Source organism: Mesorhizobium sp. M2C.T.Ca.TU.002.02.1.1 (genome assembly GCF_003997225.1).
Window position 1 is genome coordinate 1 of sequence record NZ_RZTO01000021.1, and the last position, 18,985, is coordinate 18,985.

Below are 18,985 nucleotides of genomic sequence, written 5' to 3' on the forward strand. Positions count from 1 at the left end.
AATGCAGATGGCGACCTCTCCGCGTCGGTCGGCCGGATCGGCGGCGAGGGTCGCCACTGCGATTAGCATTCCGTCGGTCGAGAAGGCGAGAAAGTTATGGATATGCGGATCGTCGGAACGGGTCATCGCGACCAGACGCTCATGTGACACTTCCCGCACGGCTCCGAGGAAGCGGAAGCGCAAATCCTCCGGCGTCACATGGGTGAAGAACTCGGCGACGATCCGCTCGTCGTCAGGTCGTGCACGACGCACTTCGAAGCGAAATCCGGTATGGGTTGTAAGCATGGTTTTCATTGTCGTCCCTTTCAGGATTGACGGGCGGGCGAATGGTCCGAGTGGACTCATTCTCCCATTGCCAGCAGTGTCTCGCGCTTGAGAATTTCGATGCTGCGCAGGCTGAGCAGGCGGATCACGCCCTTTTCCTTCAAGCGGGTGAAGACCCGCGAGACGGTTTCGATGGTGAGGCCGAGATAGTCGCCGATGTCGTTGCGCGACATAGGCAGTTCCACCTGCCGCAACCCGCCCTGGCGCTCCGACATTTCGACGAGGAATGCCGCGACGCGCTCGATGGCGTTCTGGCGGCCGAGCACCAGGAGATGTTCCTGCGCCCGGGTCAGGCCTTTGAGCGCGAGAGGCAGGAGCTGGCGCGACATGTCCGTGCCCGAGGGAGCACGATAGACCCGGACGCCGGTTGCATTGATCGCTTCGGCGAAGAAGTGGTGCGTGGCGTCGGCTTCGAAACCGAAGGTTTCTCCCGCCAGATGGAATGCGCTGATCTGCCTGCGGCCGTCGGCAAGCAGGCGGTAGATGCGGACCGCGCCGAACTCGACCTGGTAGAGGGCACCCGCCTTTTCGCCCTGTGCGTAGATTTCGGCCCCTGACGGGAAGAAACTGACCGGCGTTGCCTGCCCTTCAAAGACGGACGCAGGGCTCTGATGGGAGAGATAGGACTGCAGTTCGATCTTGGCGGAAGCTTGAGCATACATGGCTGTGGTCCCAGTGAATTTGTGACAACAGCAATCGCGCAAATCCGGCCATGCCGAAATTCGGTTATCTCCCTAGGGGAAACTACGTAGGGCTGTCCCGAAATCGCCAGATCGGGCAGGTCTCGCGGGCGAGGCTTTCGTTCTGTGCAATTGACCACGATCAAGGCCAGGATGAATTGGCTCGGCGATCATTCGGTCGATCCAATCATTCAACCTGGGGTGCCTGAACATGACTTCCGACATGATCGAAATCTGGGCTGGGATGCTTGGCCTAGCCTATCTTGCCGCATCGGGTCTTTATTTCGAAATGCTTTCAGCCGGGAAGCGCAACGACGCGTCGGCGGACTACGGTTTCAGCCGTCATGCACGGCCGCACCCGGTCAAGATCAGGCACTCGCGATAGGAACGAGTGCCGGACCAGCGCGTTCCGTTGTCGTTGCCGAGTGGAAGCCGGTCTGTTCCAGCCGATTTTCCGAGAAACCCGGGGAAGCGTGATGAAGGCAATGGTCCTGGAAAAGCCCGGTACGCTTTTGAACCGCGTCGACCGCCCGGATCCCTTGCCTGGAGCGGGCGAGATCAGGCTCAAGGTGGAGGCATGCGCAGTCTGCCGCACCGATCTGCATGTCGTGGACGGCGACCTGCCGCAACCAAAGCTGCCGCTCGTGCCGGGCCATGAAATCGTCGGCATCGTCGATCTGGTCGGAGCGGGCGTGTCGCGGTCCCGGCTTGCGCAGAGGGTGGGTGTCCCCTGGCTCGGACACACATGCGGCCACTGTCCCTATTGCGCCTCCGGCACGGAGAACCTCTGCGACCAGCCGCTCTTCACCGGCTACACGCGCGACGGCGGCTTCGCGAGCCATGTGGTTGCCGACGAGCATTTCGCGTTCGGGCTCGATGCCGCCGCGGATCCGGTGTCGCTGGCGCCGCTCCTGTGCGCGGGGCTGATCGGCTGGCGCTGCCTCAAGAAGGCCGGCGACGGCAGGCGCCTGGGCATCTACGGCTTCGGCGCCGCCGCGCATATCATCACGCAGGTCGCGATCTGGCAGGGACGTGAGATCTTCGCCTTCACGCGATCCGGTGACCTTCAGGCGCAGGAATTCGCGCGTTCCTTGGGAGTTGTCTGGGCAGGGACGTCCGACGAATTGCCTCCTGCCGAGCTCGACGCCGCGATCATTTTCGCACCGGTCGGCGAACTGGTGCCAGTGGCGTTGCGGGCGGTACGCAAAGGTGGCCGCGTGGTTTGCGGCGGTATCCATATGAGCGACATCCCGTCGATGCCCTACCGGCTTCTCTGGGAAGAAAGAGAGTTGGTTTCAGTGGCCAATCTTACTCGCCGTGACGCGGAGGAATTCTTTCCGATAGCGCAGCGCGCTCAGGTGCGTACGCACACAAAGGTCTATCCGCTTGAGCAGGCCAACCAGGCGCTGGACGATTTGCGGATGGGCAGGCTGAGCGGCGCCGCCGTCCTGCGGCCATGACGGTCCGGCAGACTAGAGCAGGATGACGTTTCGTTGAATCGTCATCCTGCTCTAACTCTTTGCTGGAGCATGATCTTTTCCGAAAACCGGTTCCACTTTTCGGGATCATGCTCTAGACCGCGCGCTCGTCCAGCCGTTGCATCCACTTGGGCCAGCATGCTCGAGCTCCTGCAGCGTGCGAAGGAGCGGAATGTCCAGCAAGGCCAGATCGATCTTGCGCACGACGTGGCCAGCGCGTTCCGCGCTTTCGGCGTATGCGGAAGCCGGCGCCCGGCAGAGCCGCTCCGGAGAGGGATCGGGTGGCCGATGACAATGAGGATACGGCGGGGCACCCCTCGGCCCCGACCAACCGAAGGGCTGCGAGAGCATTTTGCAGCCAAGCGGAATCGCTTGGCGTCGCACAAATGCGGCTAGAACAAAGAGATAGAGCGGTTTAGCGTTTCCGTGAAACGGTGGACCGCTCTAGGGCCGTTCCACGCGGGCGACCTGGTAAGTGTGCATGGCTCCATTGCGAGTGATCGAGACGTACTCTCCAGTCACAAAGCGTTCCTCGCCGAGATGGAAGCCGATCTCGTCGTCACGGTCACCCTCGGCATAGTCAAAATACCATTGCCCGCCAGGTTTGCGGCGCAAGCGGCCGATGAGGTCGTCTTCGCCGGCGCGGAAGCGACGGACACGACAGAAGCCCTTGTGCGATTTCCATTCTTCCGCATTCAGCCGTCCCTCATCGGTGAGGGGAGCCAGCACGTCGTAGCCTTCCTCGCGGTCACCCTCCGGATGGCCCTTTTCGCGAGCCAGAAGCAGGCGAATGGTCCTGAAGTTCGGGGTGATATCCAGCAAAGTGGTCATGGCATTCTCCTTTCAGGCAATTCCTATCGCGGCGCCTGGGCGCCACCTTGATCGGGATCAAACGAGGCATCGGTTGCTGGTTGGAGCTCAACTGCCGGCCGGAACGTGATTGCGGACCCAATTGACGATCTGGCCGGTGCTCATCGCGCCCGAGATACGGGCGATTTCATGCCGGTGGTGAAAAAGGATCATGGTGGGGATGCCGCGAATGCCCAGCCTCGCCGCGATGGCCTGTTCCTTGTCGGAATTAAGCTTGACCAGCCGAATGTGAGGCTCAAGCGCCTTGGCGGCGGCTTCATAGGCCGGCGCCATCATCTTGCAGGGGCCGCACCATGGAGCCCAGACATCGACGAGGACAGGCAGACTGCCGCGCCCGATCTGACGATCGAAGTTCGCCGCGTCGATGTCCTGCGGGAGCCCTGAAAACAGCAGGGCGCCGCACTTTCCGCATTTGGCGTCGGCACGGTTGCGGCCGAGCGGCAGGCGATTGACCACGCCGCATTTGGTGCAAACCACCAGATTATCCTGCGTCATGACCCTTCAGTTCTCCTCGTTCCGATTGCTCCAGACGCCCCTCGCCAAGCGCACGCAGCGCATTGAGGATGACGGCGACATCCACTCCCTCCTGAAGCAATGCTCCCGCCACCGGCATTATATGGCCCATGGCGGCCGCGATCATCGCGGCGCCCGACAGCGCCAGTCCGACGATGATGCTCTGCAGGGCGATCCCGCGCGTGCGCCTGGCGATCCGCAGGGCTTCCGCAACCGGCTGCAGGCTGTCGGTCAGCACGACAACATCGGCGGCTTCCGATGAAGCCGTCCCGCCCCGCGCTCCCAACGCGATGCCAACGGTCGCCGCGGCGAGCGCGGGAGCATCGTTGATGCCGTCGCCGACCATCATCGTCGGCGCCGTCGCCTTCTCGGCCTCGACCGTTTCGACCTTGTCCGCCGGCGTGGCATCGGCAAACACGGCGTCGAGTTTGAGCGAAGCGGAAACTTTTTCGGCGGCCGTGCCGTCGTCGCCGGTCAGCATGACTATCCGGGTGACGCCGGCCGAACGCAGAGCGCGAACTGTGCCGACAGCATCCTCGCGTATGGCGTCTCCGAATGTGAAAATACCTGCCAGGCGGCCATCGATAGCCAGAAACACCCTGAGCACCTGTGCGTCACGATACCGACTCTCTCCACTTTCCGCCCATTTGGGCAGTGGCTCGTTCCCAAGAACGAGCTGCCTGGATCCGGCCGCGACCGACATGCAATCGACCAGACCGTTGAGACCTTCTCCACGATGCTCGCGGACATTACGAGGCTGGGAAAGCACCAGCGTTCTATGGCGGGCGATGCGGACAATCGAATCCGCAAGAACATGATGCGAAGCCTGTTCGAGCGAGGCCAGCAGCCGCAGCAACTCATCGGCTTGCCGGCCCGGAGCGACGTCGATCTCGATCAGTTCGGCGCCGCCGAGGGTCAAGGTCCCGGTCTTGTCGAAGATTGCGGTGCGAATCTGGGCGAGCGCCTCCAGCGCCGCGCTGCCTTTCATAAGAATGCCGGCGTGGGCGGCGCGCGACACGCCTCCGATGAATGCGACGGGCGCCGCGAGGATAAGCGGACAGGGCGTAGCAACCACCAGAACCGCGAGGCCGCGGATCGGGTCACCCGAAAGCCGCCAGGCGATGCCGGCGAGCAGCAGCGTGACCGGAAGGAGCAGCAGCGCGAAGCGATCGGCGATGCGTATGAACGGCGCCTTGGCGGTTTGCGCGGCAGCGACCATGCGCACGATCGCGGCATAGGTGCTGTCGTCGGCGACAGCCGAGGCCCGCATGACAAAGGCCTCGCCGGCGTTGACCGTGCCGCTGCGCAATGCGTCGCCGGTGCCGCGGCGCTCCGGCAGGGGCTCGCCGGTGACGGCCGATTCATCCAGCACGGCCGAAGCGTCGATCAGGATCCCGTCGACCGGCAGCAATTCGCCGGCGCGCACCAGAATTTCATCGTCGACCGCTACTTGCTCGATCGGAACCGTCTCGGTGCCATGTGCGGATTTACGATGCGCCACGCGCGGCGCCCTGTCGGTCAGCGCTTTGAGATTGCGTTCCGCCCTGCCGCGCGCAAAGTCTTCCAGCACCGTGCCACCGGCATACATGATGGCGACAACCACCGCCGCCAGGGCCTGCCCCAGCAGCAGCGCCGCCGACATCGAAACCAGCGCGATCGCGTCGACGCCGATCCGGCCGATCCAGAAGTCCCGCAAGATGGAGATGGCGAGTGTGACGACGACGGGCAGGGTTGCCGCGGTCCAGATTGTGTCGGGCGAGGGGGAACCAAGACCGCTCCGCCAGACTTCAAGCCCAAGTGCCAGACCCGCTATGGCGATGGTCAGCAGCAAGCGCCGCAGTGCGGACTCGTCCATGGCGTCGGCCGTCAAAGTTCGCTGATCAATTCCTGCAGCAACAACCGGACATCGTTTGCTATTGCGGCAAGTGCCGGATTTTCGACCGCCCCCATCGCCGCAACCGGATCGACAGCGGCAATGTCGACTTTGCCTGGCGAGATCTCGGTCACAATCACGTTGCAGGGCAGCATCACGCCAATCTTGTCCTCGGCCTGCAGCGCGCGCCATGCAAAATGCGGATTGCAGGCGCCGAGGATCATGTAGGGCTTGAAGTCGACGCCCAGCTTGACCTTCATCGTATGCTGGACATCGATCCTGGTCAGGATGCCGAAGCCCTTGCCGGCAAGCCCTTTGGTGACATGTTCGATCGCCGCGGCGAACGGCATGTCGAGGCTTTTGCTGAAATAATAACTCATCGGATTCTCCTTCGACGGACGACTTCCGCCAGCAGAGTAGCTTGCTTACGTCGTTTTCAGTTAGCCGCAAGGGAACCGGTGACGCTTTGATCCAGCGCAATGAATGCTGGGCACGCCTTCGGTGATTGTGGCGACAAGGAGTCTTCCGGGATGACGATCCGAAATCTTGAATACGCGGTCTCACCGAAATCCGTCGCTGTCGTCGGCGCGACCGAGCGCACCGGCTCGGTCGGTCGCGTTGTATTCGACAACATCGTCGTCGGCGGTTTCGAGGGAGAGATCTGGCCGGTTAATCCCAAACACTCGCAGGTGGCCGGCTACCGCTGCTATGGCAGGGTTGCCGACCTGCCGGGCATTCCCGATCTGGCCGTGATCGTTACTCCCCCCGACACTGTCCCCGGTATCGTGCGCGAGTTGGCTGAGAAGGGAACACGTGCCGCTGTCGTCATCACGGCGGGGCTCAATCATGGGAACGGTCTGCGCCAGGCAATGCTGGATGCCGCCAATCCCTCGCTCATGCGCATTATCGGGCCGAACACAGTTGGGTTGATGGTTCCCCCGGCGAAGCTCAACGCAAGTTTTGCCCACATGGCGGCTCGACCCGGGAACATCGCGCTGATCTCGCAGTCCGGCGCGATCGCCACATCGCTGATCGACTGGGCGGCCGCGAACGATGTCGGCTTTTCCCGGATCATCTCGCTTGGCGACATGGCGGACGTCGACATCGGCGACTGCCTCGACATGCTGGCGGGCGATTTCCACACGCGGGCCATCGTGATGTATCTCGAAACCATACCCAATCCGCGCAAGTTCATGTCGGCCGCGCGGGCGGCGGCGCGCCTCAAGCCGATCATCGCAATCAAACCTGGCCGGCACGAGCAGGCGGCCAGGGCGGCCGCGACCCACACGGGGGCGCTTTCGGGCGCAGACAGGGTGGTGGACGCCGCCTTGCGCAGGGCAGGGGTGCTGCGCGTGGACGATCTGGCCGAGCTGCTCGATGCGGCCGAGACGGTCGCGCGCCACGCTCCACTCCAGCGGGCGCGGGTCGGTATCGTCACCAATGGCGGCGGCGCCGGGGTTCTTGCCGTCGACAAGCTCGTCGATCGTGGAGGCGAGTTGGCCGAGCTTGCGCCGTCGACGATCGTGCAGCTCGACCATGTGCTGCCGCCGACCTGGTCGCATGCGAACCCGATCGACATCGTCGGGGACGCGGCGCCGGAGCGCTACGGGGCGGCGCTCGATGCCTTGGCGGCGGATCCGGGGACGGACGTCATCCTGGTGATGAACTGTCCCACCGGGCTTGGTTCTTCGGCAAACGCGGCAAGGAAGGTGGCCGAGCTTGGCGACGAGGGCGAGCTCGGAGGAAAACCGCTCCTTGCGTGCTGGCTCGGCGAGCACACGGCTCGCGAGGGCCGGCAGATCCTGACGCAAGCCGGTATCGCCAGTTTCGAAACGCCGGAGGATGCGGCGATCGCGGCGTCGTATCTCAGCGAATGGTCGCGTGCCCAACGGGCGCTCCTGCGGACTCCCTCAAGCCAGGGTGAAGACCAGGCCGATGGCAGGGCGTCGGCGCATGCCATCTTCCGGCACGTGGCAAGCGAAGGACGGCGCATGCTGACGGAGCCGGAAGCAAAAGCGGCGATCGCCGCCTACGGCATCGCCGTGCCGAGAACCATTGTCGCCGGCTCCGTCGCGGACGTGGCGCGGGCAGCCGGTGAGCTTCTCGAAAGCTCGGAAAGAGTGGTCGTCAAATTGCTGTCGAAGGTGGTTTCGCACAAGTCGGATGTCGGCGGCGTGGTGCTCGACATTGCCACCGCCGAGAAGGCCGCGGAGGCCGCGCGGTCGATCGAGACACGCTTGCGCGCGCAGGCGGCGGGGTCGAGGCCGGACGGCTACACCGTGCAAGCCATGGTCGTGCGCAAGCATGCGCAGGAGCTCATTCTGGGCATGAGCGTGGACCCGATGTTCGGCCCGGTCATTCTGTTCGGGGCGGGCGGAACAGCGGTCGAGGTTGTGAATGACACCGCGATCGCCCTGCCGCCGCTTGACGACGTGCTGGCCGCAGACGCGATCGACTCGACCAGGATAGGCCGCCTGCTTGCCGGCTATCGCGACCGCAAGCCTGCCGATCGAGCCGCAATCATCGCCGCGCTGAATGGGTTGTCGCAAATGATCGTCGACTTTCCCTGCCTGGTCTCCCTCGACATCAACCCGCTGCTGGCCGATGCCGAGGGCGTGATTGCGCTCGATGCCCGCATCGAAATCGACCCGCGCCGGGTGGATGAACCCGCGCCGAACCCGGCCCTTGCCATAAGGCCCTATCCGTCAGGATGGAGCCGCGATCTTCGGCTGGACGGCATGACTTTTCACATCCGGCCAATCATGCCGGTGGACGTAGCGCTTTATCCCGCGTTCCTGGCAAGGATTTCCCCCGACGACCTCCGACTGCGGTTCCTGTCACTGCGCAAGAACTTTCCGGACCAGATGCTGAAGCGGCTCACGCAACTCGACTACGATCGCGACATCGCCTTCGTCGCGCTTGAAAAGGACACGGGAGCGTTGGCCGGAATCGGCCGGCTTTCCTGCGATCCGGATCACAGGAGCGGCGAATATGCGCTGCTGGTGCGATCGGACCTGCAGGGCCATGGCCTGGGATGGGAGCTGCTGAACCAGGTCATCGACTATGCAAGGGCTGAACGCATCAGCCGCATCGAGGGCATGATCCTCAACGAAAATCGCAAGATGCTCACGATGTGCCGGGAGTTCGGCTTCTCGCTGGCGCATCATCCCAGCGAGCCGGGCCTGTCCATGGCCACCCTGGAGGTCAGCTGAAGCGCCGGTCGGCTCTATGTTCCCGTCTTCCTCAGGCTGATTGCGGATGAAGCAGTGCCCTCGACCAAGGCTGCCATCTCGGCAGTGATTTCGGTTACCCTGCGGTCGGCATCGATCTCGCGCCAGGTCAATGGACCGGGATCGCGCTGCAATTGCCGCGACAGAATGTCGATGGTGGCATCCGAGGGACCGCCCTTGCGCTCGCTGACCCGACGGCAAAGCACCGAAGGATCGGCCGCCAGCCAAAATCCCGCGAATGGGGTATCTGTCTTGCTCGCGGCGCGTTCGATCCTGTCGCGGTCCTCCGGCTTGTCGAAGACAGCGTCGGCGACGACGGAACCGCCTTCGGCAAGGATCAATTCCGCGCGCCAGGCGATCTGGCGGTAAACGCGTTCCGATACGCCGGGCCGGTAAGCCTTGTCCGGCAGCCTGGTCTCGGCAGGCACGCCATGCATGGCCTTGCGGATGCGGTCGCTTTCAACGATCCGGGCGCCGGGTGGCGCACCGATTTGAGCGGCGAGCGCTTCGGCGACCGTCGTCTTGCCCGAGCCGCTCAAACCGCCGATCGCGACAAGCCGGGGCGGCGTTTCGGCAAGCAGGGTCAGCGCAAGCTCGAAATAGGATCTCGCCTCAGCTATCAGTTTTGTGGAGTCCTGGCTGCCCTCCTCGACCTGCGTCGCGGTCACGTGAGCGCGCACCGCTGCCCGCACCGCCATCAAAAAGGGCAGGAGAATGAAGCCGTCCTCGTCATCGGCGTCGTCGAGATAGCGATTCATCACCAGATTGGCGAATTGCGGGAAGCCGCGATGCCACAAATCCATCAGCAGGAATGCGAGGTCGTAGAGGACGTCGACCGTGGCGATCCGGTCGTTGAACTCGATGCAGTCGAACAGGCGAGGCTCGCCGTCGAAGACGCAGATGTTGCGCAGATGCAGGTCGCCATGGCAGCGGCGGACCTTGCCTGCCGCCTCGCGCCGGTCAAGAAGGCCGGCATGGCGGGCGAGGGCATTGCGAAACGCCGCATCGAGCGCTTCGATCTCCCCTGCGTCGAACACGTGGCTCGTCGCAAATCCAGCCGCATTGATTTCAAGCACGCCGCCGATGTTCGCCGACCCGCGACCGGCATGGATCACCTCGGCGTTGCGGTGATATTGCGCGACCATGCGCGCCACGCCTGTCATCAGCGCGGGTGTCAGCGTCCCCGCGGCGGCCATGCGATCGAGAAGCTTCGACTGGTCGAAGCGAACCATCTCGATGACGGCGTCGACCAGTTCGCCCGACCCATCAAAGGCAAGCCTGCCTCCTGCGCGCGTGATACGGTGGACATCGAGATAGAGGCCGGGCGCCGTTCTGGAGTTCAATTCCACTTCCTTTTCGCATGCGGCGACCCGCAACTGCGGCGTCGAAAAATCGACATAGGGCAGCTTGACCGCCCGCTTCATCTTGAATGCGCGCCGGCCGACGAGGAATATCCGGGAAATGTGGGTTTCGATCGTCTCGACGGGACCAGCCTCACCATAGGTGGCAGCGTCTTTCAGCATGTCGACCACGATATCCTGGTTCTCGGTGATCATAAGTGCGTCCTTGACTGTGATTGCCTCATTCCTCGCTCTTGCCGGGCGAAGCCCGATGAGCCTCCCTAAAACCGGTTCCCACTTTCGGGAGACATGCTTTAGCGCTGGAGCGTCTGGACATAACCGGCGAGGTTTTGAATGCGTTCCGTGGTTACGGCTTCCCCGCCATAGGGACCGTATTTTTTCACGTCATCGGGCAGGAACTGATTGCCCCAGACCGGCATGTCACGCTCGCCATGCTCGGGAACAAGGCCGCGGCCGTCGATCGTCGCGTAGACCCGCCAGTACGGAAACTCCCCGCCATTGCGCCTCGTGAGCGTGGTCAAATTCGCAGGGCGCTTGCGCAATACGTCGGCCATCGGTCCGTCGCCCCTGCCGTCCACGCCGTGACAGACCGCGCAGGAATTCAGATATTCCTGCTGTCCATTGCTCATCTCCTGTGCCGCCGCGGCGCTCAGCGTCAGCGCCAAAAGACCCGTCATCGTCCAGAACCGCATTGATCCGCCTCCAGGCTTCAATGTCACGTTAGAGCGTGCGGCGCGCGCGTACGTTGACCGGGATCAATCTTGCGAAGGGAGCGATTTGATTCAGCGCAAGGAAGGATTCCAACCGGCTCGCTACGGCTGCATTCTGTGTGAACCTTCTCGAACAAGGAGCGGCCGCCATGCCATTCAAGACATTGCTCACGGTTACAGGGCCCGATCACGGAGACGGTGATCTCAGGCTCGCCGCCGGTCTGTGCGAGGAAATCGATGCGCATCTGTCCGTGCTTGTCGTGGTCATGGCCGCGCCTCCTTCGGGCGGAGAATACGCCGCCGTCGTCTCGCCGGCCTGGCTCGCCGAACGTGAAGCCGAAATGGAAGACTTGGAGCGGCGCAGCTCGGCGGTATCCAAAATGCTGTCGGAAAGCCGTGTATCGGCTGACCTCAGCAGCGACTATCCGGAGCAGTCCTGGGCCGATGAAGTCATCGGTCGGCGTGCCCGTTACGCCGACCTGACCGTTGTCGGGCCAGAAATGCTCGCAACCCACTTGCTCAAGCAGAAGGTCATTGCAGGCGGACTGTTCTCGTCCGGGAGGCCGATCCTGCTGGTCCCCGAGGCAGCGCCCGTGACGTTGAAGCCAAAACGCGTCCTTGTCGCGTGGGACGCCAGCCTGGAAGCGTCGCGCGCCGTGCGGGAGTCGCTCGACATCCTCTCAGCGGCCGATGAGGTGCGGGTCGTCATGGTCGACCCGATCGAGGACGAACGACATCACGGCGCGGAACCCGGAGGGGACGTGGCGGCCTATCTCTCCCGCCATGAGGTAAAGGTAACGGTAGACCGCCTGCCGAGCTCAAATCACTCGATCGCCGGGGTTCTTCGCCAGCATGCGATCGACACCGGCGCCCAGCTCATGATCATGGGTGCTTACGGTCATTCCCGGCTGCGCGAGCGGATTTTCGGCGGCGTGACCAAATCCCTGATCGAGGAACCGGGACTGCCGATCCTCATGGCTCGTTGAAGGGTGCATCGGCGACAGGCAAGACTGAACCCATATGCTCCGCCTGCCCGGGCCGCCTCTATTTTCTATTTTCTATATTGTTTCGAGGCCGCGACAGCGGCGATATCTGAAACATACCGGCGCTTGAGCGATTGTGAGAGCGCGAAAGGACGTGAAGGCAACCCTGATGCATCGCTATTCGCAGATCACGATCGCAATTCATTGGCTGACCGCGGTGCTTGTGGTCGTCGCGTGGTTCACGGCTGTGGGCGGTCGTTCCGCGCGGACCGATCCCTCCTACGTTCATTTTACAGTGGGGCTCGTTGTGTTGCTGCTGGTTGTTCCCCGTCTGCTTGCCCGATGGCTTGGCGCCGCGCCTCGAATCGAAGATCCACAAAGCCGATGGCTCGATCTCGCGGCGCGCGCCGGACATACCGTTCTTTACGCCTTCCTCATCGCGCTGCCGTTGAGCGGCTGGTATGCCGCCTCACGGCTGGGCGTGCCGGTCTCCTTTCTTGGTATCGATCTGCCGAACCTGACGGGGTCAGTGCAGGGCGCGCCAGGAGAGATTGCCGATTTGCACGAGACTGGCGGAACACTGATCCTTTGGCTGGCCGGCCTGCACGCGCTGATCGCGCTCTGGCATCAGTTCGTTCTGAAAGACCGGACGCTCGAACGCATGAACCCATTGGCATCGTCCGATTTGACCCAAGACGGCTGATGGCTTCGGGCGCTGATTGAATATGTCAGCCTTGGTCATGTCGACCCTGCGGACCGGGGATGAGGGGACCACATGTGCAGGTGCTCTCCCCGATGCTTCGAAAGCGTGGACCGGCGACGCTCGGCTGCAGTGGACGGAGTGTCGGACAAAGTCCGCGCATTTCAGCGGCAACCGGCTGCGAATTTGATCTAGCGCAACGTCCGGCGGCGGGCTTCGTCTAATGACGATATGGATCGATCTTCAGCGATCGCATCCCAGGAAAACAAGGACACGGAAGAAAATGCGCTCGATTAAACTTGCGCTGTCGGTTGCGGCAGCCACTCTGATTGCGGCCGGTGCTCATGCAGCCGAGGTTGAAGTCAATATGCTGAACATGGGCAAGCACGGCATGTTTCAGCTCGATCCGTCCTTTCTCAAGGTAGCGCCGGGCGACACCGTTCATTTCGTCGCCAAGGACAAGGGCCACGATGTCGAATCCATTCCCGGTATGCTGCCGGACGGCGCCCAGCCGTTCAAGGGCGAGATGAACAAGGATGTCTCGGTCACATTCACCAAGCCCGGCGTTTACGGCATCAAGTGCAATCCCCATTACGGCATGGGCATGGTCGCGCTTGTCGTCGTCGGCGACCCGAGCAGCAATCTGAAGGCGGCCGAGTCGGTCAACCAGCCCGGCAAGGCCAAGAAGGCTTTCGAGGAGCTGTTCAAACAGATCGGCCAATAGCGCCCACCCGCACCCCGCGCCGAGGCTCGCTGCATCAGCCAAACGCCTGCAATCGCGCCGCTATGGCCGCGAGGCTTTGCATGGCTCGATCCGCCGCCTGTTGGGCGGCGGCCAACACTTGCTCGTCGCGCGTGCGGTCGGCGAGATCGAGATAGGCCTGGTGCAGCCGTTCGGCCTCGGCGAGCGCGGCGCGCAGAAGCGGCAAGGGCTTGGCGGCTTGCGCAAGCTCCGCACTCCCTGCCTCGACGGCTCCGTCGGTGGCTTCAGGTCCGCCCGCGCTCTCCCGCTCGGCAACCTCGGCGATCGTCCTCGACGCCGCAGCTTCACCCAAGACGGCAAGCCGTGAAGCAATCCGCCGGTGGAAGACCGCGGCACGCGACTCCAGGCGCCGGCTCTGTCGCACGAACTCCGGCAGTGACGAGGCATCCAGCGTTGGCCTTTCATCGTGGGCGCGCCCGGCGCCTTCGCGCCGATAGGCGCGACGCCGCTCCTCGCGCAGCAACGCCGCGTGATCGAGCGCCTTTGCGGCAAGCCACTCCGCCGTCGCCCGGACGCTCGCATCGTTGCTTTGCGCCGCGGCATAGGAATAGAAGGCGAAAGCCAGCATTTCATTGTCCACCGCAACGCCGAGGGCCCGGTAAGGGGTGAGCAGCGCGCTGGCCTCCGCTTCGTCCCACGATCGGGCGATTTCGGAAGGCAGTCCGCGCGGATCGGCCAGCGCCGGCGGTGGCGCGCCCGTCGACTCAATGGAGCGGCGCGCGATTTCCTCGACATGGTCGCGCTGCTCCTCGACAAGCGCGCTGAACGTTCCGGCAACCCCTCGCTCGTTCAGCCTTTCCATACGGGCGGCGAGCCTTTGGTATCGCTGCGCCGTGGTTTCCTCCATGGCCGTCGCCAGGCCAAGAAGCTGCGGAACATCGCGCAATTGCACATTGGGTTCTTCACTCAGCCGCTTCATGGGAGCGCCTCCTCGATCAATGAATGCCAATGTGACACCGGCTGGTGCCGCTTGAGTTTGTCTTAAATCAAAGAGCCGCTGGCGCGATCGTCTATTGATGGCGCGCGTCCGATCAACAAGCGATCGGGCTTTTGCTGCAGACAGCCGGCCGTGGAAAATGAAACCAGATTTCGGATTGGGATGGAGATCGGCGAGCCTGGGTTTCCTGGCTACTTTCCTCCTCCTGTTTGTCCTCTTATGCCCACAGGCCGAGGCCAATGCGTCCGGGCGGCTCGGCGAATTCCTGAGCGGGATAAAGGCAGCCGACATAGATCCGGCCGCCGATAGCTTCGGCGAGGTCGAGGGCAATCCGCCCGCGGCGAAGCTGCTCAAGGGCGGTCAGCCCGTCGGCTACGCCTTCCTCACGAACGACGTGGTCGATTCGACCGGCTATTCCGGCAAACCGATCAACATCGTTGTCGGCATCGATCTCGACGGCAAGATCACCGGCGCGAAGCTTGTCGAGCATCACGAGCCGATCGTTCTGGTCGGCATCCCCCAAGCCAAGATCGAGCATTATATCGACGGCTTCGTCGGAAGGCGCGTTCTCGATCCGAGCGAGGAGAACCGCATGCCGGTCGACATCGTCAGCGGCGCGACGGTCACCATGATGGTCATCGCCGACAGCATGACGCAGTCGGCGGTCAAGATCGCGCGGTCGCGCGGCCTGAGCGCGGGTGCCGTGAATGTCGCTTCCCAGCCGGCCCACCGCGCGATCGATCAGACCAGAAGCGCCGTCGAAACCTGGCAAGACTTGCTCGGCGACGGATCGGTCCGCAGGCTTGCGATCACCAACAAGGAGCTCGACGACCTGTTCCAGCGGACGGGCAATGCGGCGGCGATCGCCCGCCCGCAGCAGGGGGACCCGAACGCCTCCTTCGTCGATGTCTATGTCGCGCTGGCAAGCGTGCCGACGGTCGGCCGATCGCTGCTCGGCGATGCCGAATACGATCGCCTGCGCCAGGACCTGAAGCCCGGCCAGCAGGCGATCCTCGTCGCCGGCGACGGACCATATTCCTTTCGCGGCTCGGGCTACGTGCGCGGCGGCATCTTCGATCGCATCGAGCTGATCCAGAACGAGGGCAGCATACGCTTCCGCGATCGCAACTATCGGCGGCTCGGCGCGGTGGCCGCCGAAGGCGCGCCGGACTTTCCCGAGATCGGCGTCTTCGTCACGCCCGACGGCTTGAACCTCGATCCCGGCGCGCCATGGCGGTTCCAACTCCTCGTGCAGCGGGCGACCGGTGCGCTCGACAAGGCATTCGTCACGACGGGGCTCGACTACTCGACCCCCGACAAGTTCCTGACCGCGCCTGTTTCGCCGGCGGCGGCGGCTACGCCGGTGTCGGCGGCCACGCAACCGGTGGCAGCGGCGGATAACGAGCCACCGCTCTGGCAGCGGATGTGGCAGGCGCGGAAGGTCGACATTGCCATCATGCTTGTCGCGATCGGCGTGCTCACCGGCATCTTCTTCTTCCAGGATTTTCTCGTGAAATGGCCGCGCGCCTATGAGCGCATCCGGCTCAGCTACCTCGCCTTCACGCTTCTGTGGCTCGGCTGGTACGAGCACGCGCAGCTGTCGGTCGTGAACATCCTCACATTCTTTAACTCGCTACGCGGCGATTTTCGCTGGGATTATTTCCTGCGCGATCCGCTTATCTTCATCCTGTGGTCGGCGGTGGCGGCGGCGCTGCTGTTTTGGGGGCGCGGCGCCTATTGCGGCTGGCTCTGCCCGTTCGGCGCGCTGCAGGAGTGGACGAACCGGATTGCACGCTGGGCCCACATTCCGCAGGTCCGCGTGCCGTTCTGGCTCAATCAGCGCCTGTGGCCGTTCAAATACATCATCTTCCTGGCGCTTTTCGGCCTGTCCTTCGGCTCGCTCGGCCTCGCCGAGGAAGCGGCCGAGGTGGAGCCGTTCAAGACTGCGATCATCCTGCATTTCACGCGCGAATGGTGGTTCGTGCTGTTCGCCGTCGGCTGCCTTGCGCCCGGCCTCTTCATCGAACGCTTCTACTGCCGCTACCTCTGCCCGCTTGGCGGCGCGCTGGCCATCCCGGCCCGCATGCGCATGTTCGACTGGCTGAAGCGCTACAAGGAATGCGGCTCGCCGTGCCAGCGCTGCGCCAATGATTGTCCCGTCCAGGCGATCCATCCGGAAGGGACGATCAATCCCAACGAATGCATCCAGTGCCTCAACTGCCAGGTGCTCTATCACGACGACCAGCGCTGTCCGGTGGTGATCCAGAAGCGCATCAAGCGCGAGAAGTTCCTGGCCCTGCAATCGCCGTCGATGGTGCCGGAACCCAAGCGCAAGCCGAGGGTCCTGGTGACCGTCAACGGTCGCGAACAATCCGTGGAACGGAAGCTTGCGGCCAGCCAGGCCGCATCAACAGAAGGAGACGACCAATGAAGGACGATGACAGGTCGGTGGAAATTGAGACTGGAGTAAGCCGCCGCAAGCTTCTGACCGGAAGCGGCAAGGCCGCCATACTGGCAGGCCTCGCCAGCGCGGCCGGCGGCGGAGCCGTTGGCGTTGCCGGGTTCACCAGGCCCGCCCATGCCAAGGAGGCGACCAGCGAGATCCGGCCGGGCGATCTCGACGAATATTACGGCTTCAGCTCGAGCGGCCAGTGCGGCGAGGTGCGTGTCATCGGCTTGCCTTCGATGCGCGAGCTGATGCGTATCCCGGTGTTCAACCGCTGCAGCGCCACAGGCTGGGGGCTCACCAACGAGAGCCGGAAGATCCTGACGGAAGGTCTGATGCCGACCACGCAGGAGTTCCTTGCCAAGCGCGGCGGCGTCTACCCCAATGGCGACCTGCATCATCCGCATATGTCCTTCACGGACGGCACCTATGACGGGCGCTATCTGTTCGTCAACGACAAGGCCAATTGCCGCGTCGCGCGTATCCGTTGCGATGTGATGAAGTGCGACAAGATCATCGAGATTCCGAACGCATCGGACATTCATGGGCTGCGCCTGCAGAAATATCCGCGGACCGGTTATGTGTTCGCCAACAGCGAGCACATCATCCCGATCCCGAACGACGGCAAGGTCCTCGACGATCCCAAGCAGTACTGGTCGGTCTTCACGGCGATCGATGGCGACACCATGAAGATCGCCTGGCAGGTGCTGGTCGACGGCAATCTCGACAACACCGACGCCGACTACCAGGGCAAGTACGCGTTCTCGACCTGCTACAATTCGGAGCGTGGCGTGACGCTCGCCGACATGACCTCCGCGGATCGCGACTGGGTGGTGATCTTCAACCTCAAGCGCATCGAGGACGCGGTCAAGAAGGGCGACTACAAGGAGATCAACGGCGTGCCGGTGGTCGACGGCCGGCACGGCTCGCGCTACACGCGCTATGTGCCGGCCGGCAACAATCCGCACGGCTGCAACACGGCGCCCGACGGCATTCATCTCGCGATCGCCGGCAAGCTCTCGCCGACCGTCACGCTTATCGACGTGCGCCGCTTCGACGACCTGTTCGACGACAAGATCAAGCCACGCGACGTCGTCGTCGCCGAGCCCGAGCTGGGTCTCGGGCCGCTCCACACCGCTTTCGACGGGAAGGGCAACGCCTACACCACGCTGTTCCTCGACAGCCAGGTCGTCAAGTGGAACCTCGACAAGGCGATCCAGGCCTACGGCGGCGCCAAGGTCGACCCGATCATCCAGAAGCTCGACGTCCACTATCAGCCGGGCCACAACCACACCTCCATGGGCGAGACCAATGAGGCGGACGGCAAATGGCTGATGTCGCTCAACAAGTTCTCCAAGGACCGCTTCCTGCCGGTGGGGCCGCTGCATCCTGAGAACGACCAGCTGATCGATATCTCGGGCGACGAGATGCGCCTGGTCCACGACGGGCCGAGCTTCGCGGAACCGCACGACATCTGCCTGGTCCATCGCTCGAAGGTCAGGCCGGTGATCGTGTGGAAGCGGGACGACCCGATGTGGGAGGAAGCGCGCCAGCAGGCGGCCAAGGACGGCGTCAAGCTCGAGGAAGCCGCGAACGTCATCCGCGACGGCAACAAGGTGCGCGTCTACATGCACTCGGTCGCGCCGGCCTACAGCCTCGACAAGTTCACGGTGAAGCAGGGCGACGAGGTCACCATCACCGTGACCAACATGGACGACGTCGAGGACCTGACCCACGGCTTCACCATGGTGCGCCACGGCGTCGCGATGGAGATCGGGCCGCAGCAGACCGCGTCCGTGACCTTCACCGCGGACCGCCCCGGCGTCCACTGGTACTATTGCCAGTGGTTCTGCCATGCCCTGCACATGGAAATGGCCGGGCGCATGATCGTGGAGCCGCAGCCGGCATGATCTGGCACCGGCATAACAGGAGCGCAGTTGCGGCGGCCTTCGTCGCCGCCTGCGCCTTCCTCCTCCCGGGGGCGGGGCGGGCGGAAACGCTCGCCGTCCCTGCGGGGGGCGACGGTCTTCGCCAGGCGATCGCCGCGTCGCATTCCGGCGATACGCTGAGGCTGGCCGCCGGCACGCATCAGGGACCGATCCGGATCGACCACGCTC

Annotated in this window: 15 protein-coding genes and 2 pseudogenes; 8 read left to right on the forward strand and 9 right to left on the reverse strand. The window is 63.6% G+C overall.

Translation table 11 applies throughout. The features are described 5' to 3' along the window. A pseudogene (locus EOD07_RS02255) lies at window positions 1-345 on the reverse strand (GNAT family N-acetyltransferase); the annotation flags it as partial. Next, entirely contained in the window at window positions 342-986 is a 645-nt protein-coding gene (locus tag EOD07_RS02260; RefSeq protein ID WP_127233782.1) for a helix-turn-helix domain-containing protein, read from the reverse strand. The pseudogene EOD07_RS02255 and the gene EOD07_RS02260, both read right to left, overlap by 4 nt. 494 nt (window positions 987-1,480) lie before the next feature. On the opposite strand from EOD07_RS02260, the gene EOD07_RS02265 reads away from it, so the two are divergent. Next, window positions 1,481-2,464, forward strand: coding sequence for a zinc-dependent alcohol dehydrogenase family protein (locus tag EOD07_RS02265; RefSeq protein ID WP_127233793.1), 984 nt, complete (start codon window positions 1,481-1,483; stop codon window positions 2,462-2,464). A 462-nt stretch (window positions 2,465-2,926) separates the two neighbouring features. Here the strand turns inward: EOD07_RS02265 and EOD07_RS02275 are convergent, their stop codons facing one another. The 4 genes from EOD07_RS02275 to EOD07_RS02290 form a co-directional block, all read right to left on the reverse strand. Then, window positions 2,927-3,313, reverse strand: coding sequence for a hypothetical protein (locus EOD07_RS02275; RefSeq protein ID WP_073986257.1), 387 nt, complete (start codon window positions 3,311-3,313; stop codon window positions 2,927-2,929). A gap of 87 nt (window positions 3,314-3,400) precedes the next feature. Next, on the reverse strand, window positions 3,401-3,847 hold the full coding sequence (trxC, locus tag EOD07_RS02280) for a thioredoxin TrxC (protein ID WP_127233783.1): 447 nt from the start codon (window positions 3,845-3,847) through the stop codon (window positions 3,401-3,403). Continuing rightward, on the reverse strand, window positions 3,834-5,720 hold the full coding sequence (locus EOD07_RS02285) for a heavy metal translocating P-type ATPase (protein WP_127233794.1): 1,887 nt from the start codon (window positions 5,718-5,720) through the stop codon (window positions 3,834-3,836). The genes trxC and EOD07_RS02285 overlap by 14 nt, the downstream gene beginning before the upstream one ends. Before the next feature lie 11 nt (window positions 5,721-5,731). Then, the gene (locus EOD07_RS02290; RefSeq protein WP_127233784.1) at window positions 5,732-6,118 is read right to left on the reverse strand and encodes a DUF302 domain-containing protein; all 387 of its coding nucleotides are present in this window, start codon (window positions 6,116-6,118) and stop codon (window positions 5,732-5,734) included. Between the two features lie 150 nt (window positions 6,119-6,268). Here EOD07_RS02290 and EOD07_RS02295 point away from each other — a divergent pair, with 150 nt between their 5' ends. Next, window positions 6,269-8,950: a bifunctional acetate--CoA ligase family protein/GNAT family N-acetyltransferase gene (locus EOD07_RS02295; RefSeq protein ID WP_127233785.1), complete on the forward strand. Its 2,682-nt coding sequence runs from the start codon at window positions 6,269-6,271 to the stop codon at window positions 8,948-8,950. Window positions 8,951-8,964: 14 nt separating this feature from the next. Here EOD07_RS02295 and EOD07_RS02300 read toward each other — a convergent pair whose 3' ends face one another. Together EOD07_RS02300 and EOD07_RS02305 are read right to left on the reverse strand one after the other, a co-directional pair. Beyond that, window positions 8,965-10,524 carry a bifunctional aminoglycoside phosphotransferase/ATP-binding protein gene (locus EOD07_RS02300; RefSeq protein ID WP_127233786.1) on the reverse strand — a complete coding sequence of 520 codons (1,560 nt, stop codon included), beginning with the start codon at window positions 10,522-10,524 and terminating at the stop codon, window positions 8,965-8,967. Window positions 10,525-10,622: 98 nt separating this feature from the next. Next, a complete protein-coding gene (locus EOD07_RS02305; RefSeq protein WP_073986252.1) occupies window positions 10,623-11,021 on the reverse strand; it encodes a cytochrome c in 399 nt (132 codons plus the stop codon). Window positions 11,022-11,188: 167 nt separating this feature from the next. On the opposite strand from EOD07_RS02305, the gene EOD07_RS02310 reads away from it, so the two are divergent. From EOD07_RS02310 to EOD07_RS02320, 3 genes are all read left to right on the forward strand, one after another. Next, on the forward strand, window positions 11,189-12,025 hold the full coding sequence (locus tag EOD07_RS02310; RefSeq protein WP_127233787.1) for a universal stress protein: 837 nt from the start codon (window positions 11,189-11,191) through the stop codon (window positions 12,023-12,025). A gap of 166 nt (window positions 12,026-12,191) precedes the next feature. Next, on the forward strand, window positions 12,192-12,725 hold the full coding sequence (locus tag EOD07_RS02315) for a cytochrome b/b6 domain-containing protein (RefSeq protein ID WP_245469777.1): 534 nt from the start codon (window positions 12,192-12,194) through the stop codon (window positions 12,723-12,725). 280 nt (window positions 12,726-13,005) lie between these two features. Beyond that, entirely contained in the window at window positions 13,006-13,446 is a 441-nt protein-coding gene (locus EOD07_RS02320) for a pseudoazurin (protein ID WP_127233789.1), read from the forward strand. Window positions 13,447-13,480: 34 nt separating this feature from the next. Here EOD07_RS02320 and EOD07_RS02325 read toward each other — a convergent pair whose 3' ends face one another. Continuing rightward, window positions 13,481-14,713: a ferritin family protein gene (locus tag EOD07_RS02325; protein WP_206519410.1), complete on the reverse strand. Its 1,233-nt coding sequence runs from the start codon at window positions 14,711-14,713 to the stop codon at window positions 13,481-13,483. Window positions 14,714-14,816: 103 nt separating this feature from the next. Here EOD07_RS02325 and EOD07_RS02330 point away from each other — a divergent pair, with 103 nt between their 5' ends. The 3 genes and pseudogenes from EOD07_RS02330 to EOD07_RS38070 form a co-directional block, all read left to right on the forward strand. Further along, on the forward strand, window positions 14,817-16,853 hold the full coding sequence (locus EOD07_RS02330; protein ID WP_206519411.1) for a NosR/NirI family protein: 2,037 nt from the start codon (window positions 14,817-14,819) through the stop codon (window positions 16,851-16,853). Further along, window positions 16,850-18,778: a TAT-dependent nitrous-oxide reductase gene (nosZ, locus tag EOD07_RS02335; RefSeq protein WP_127233792.1), complete on the forward strand. Its 1,929-nt coding sequence runs from the start codon at window positions 16,850-16,852 to the stop codon at window positions 18,776-18,778. Before EOD07_RS02330 ends, nosZ begins: the two co-directional genes overlap by 4 nt. Continuing rightward, window positions 18,775-18,985, forward strand: a pseudogene (locus tag EOD07_RS38070) (hypothetical protein); the annotation flags it as partial. The gene nosZ and the pseudogene EOD07_RS38070, both read left to right, overlap by 4 nt.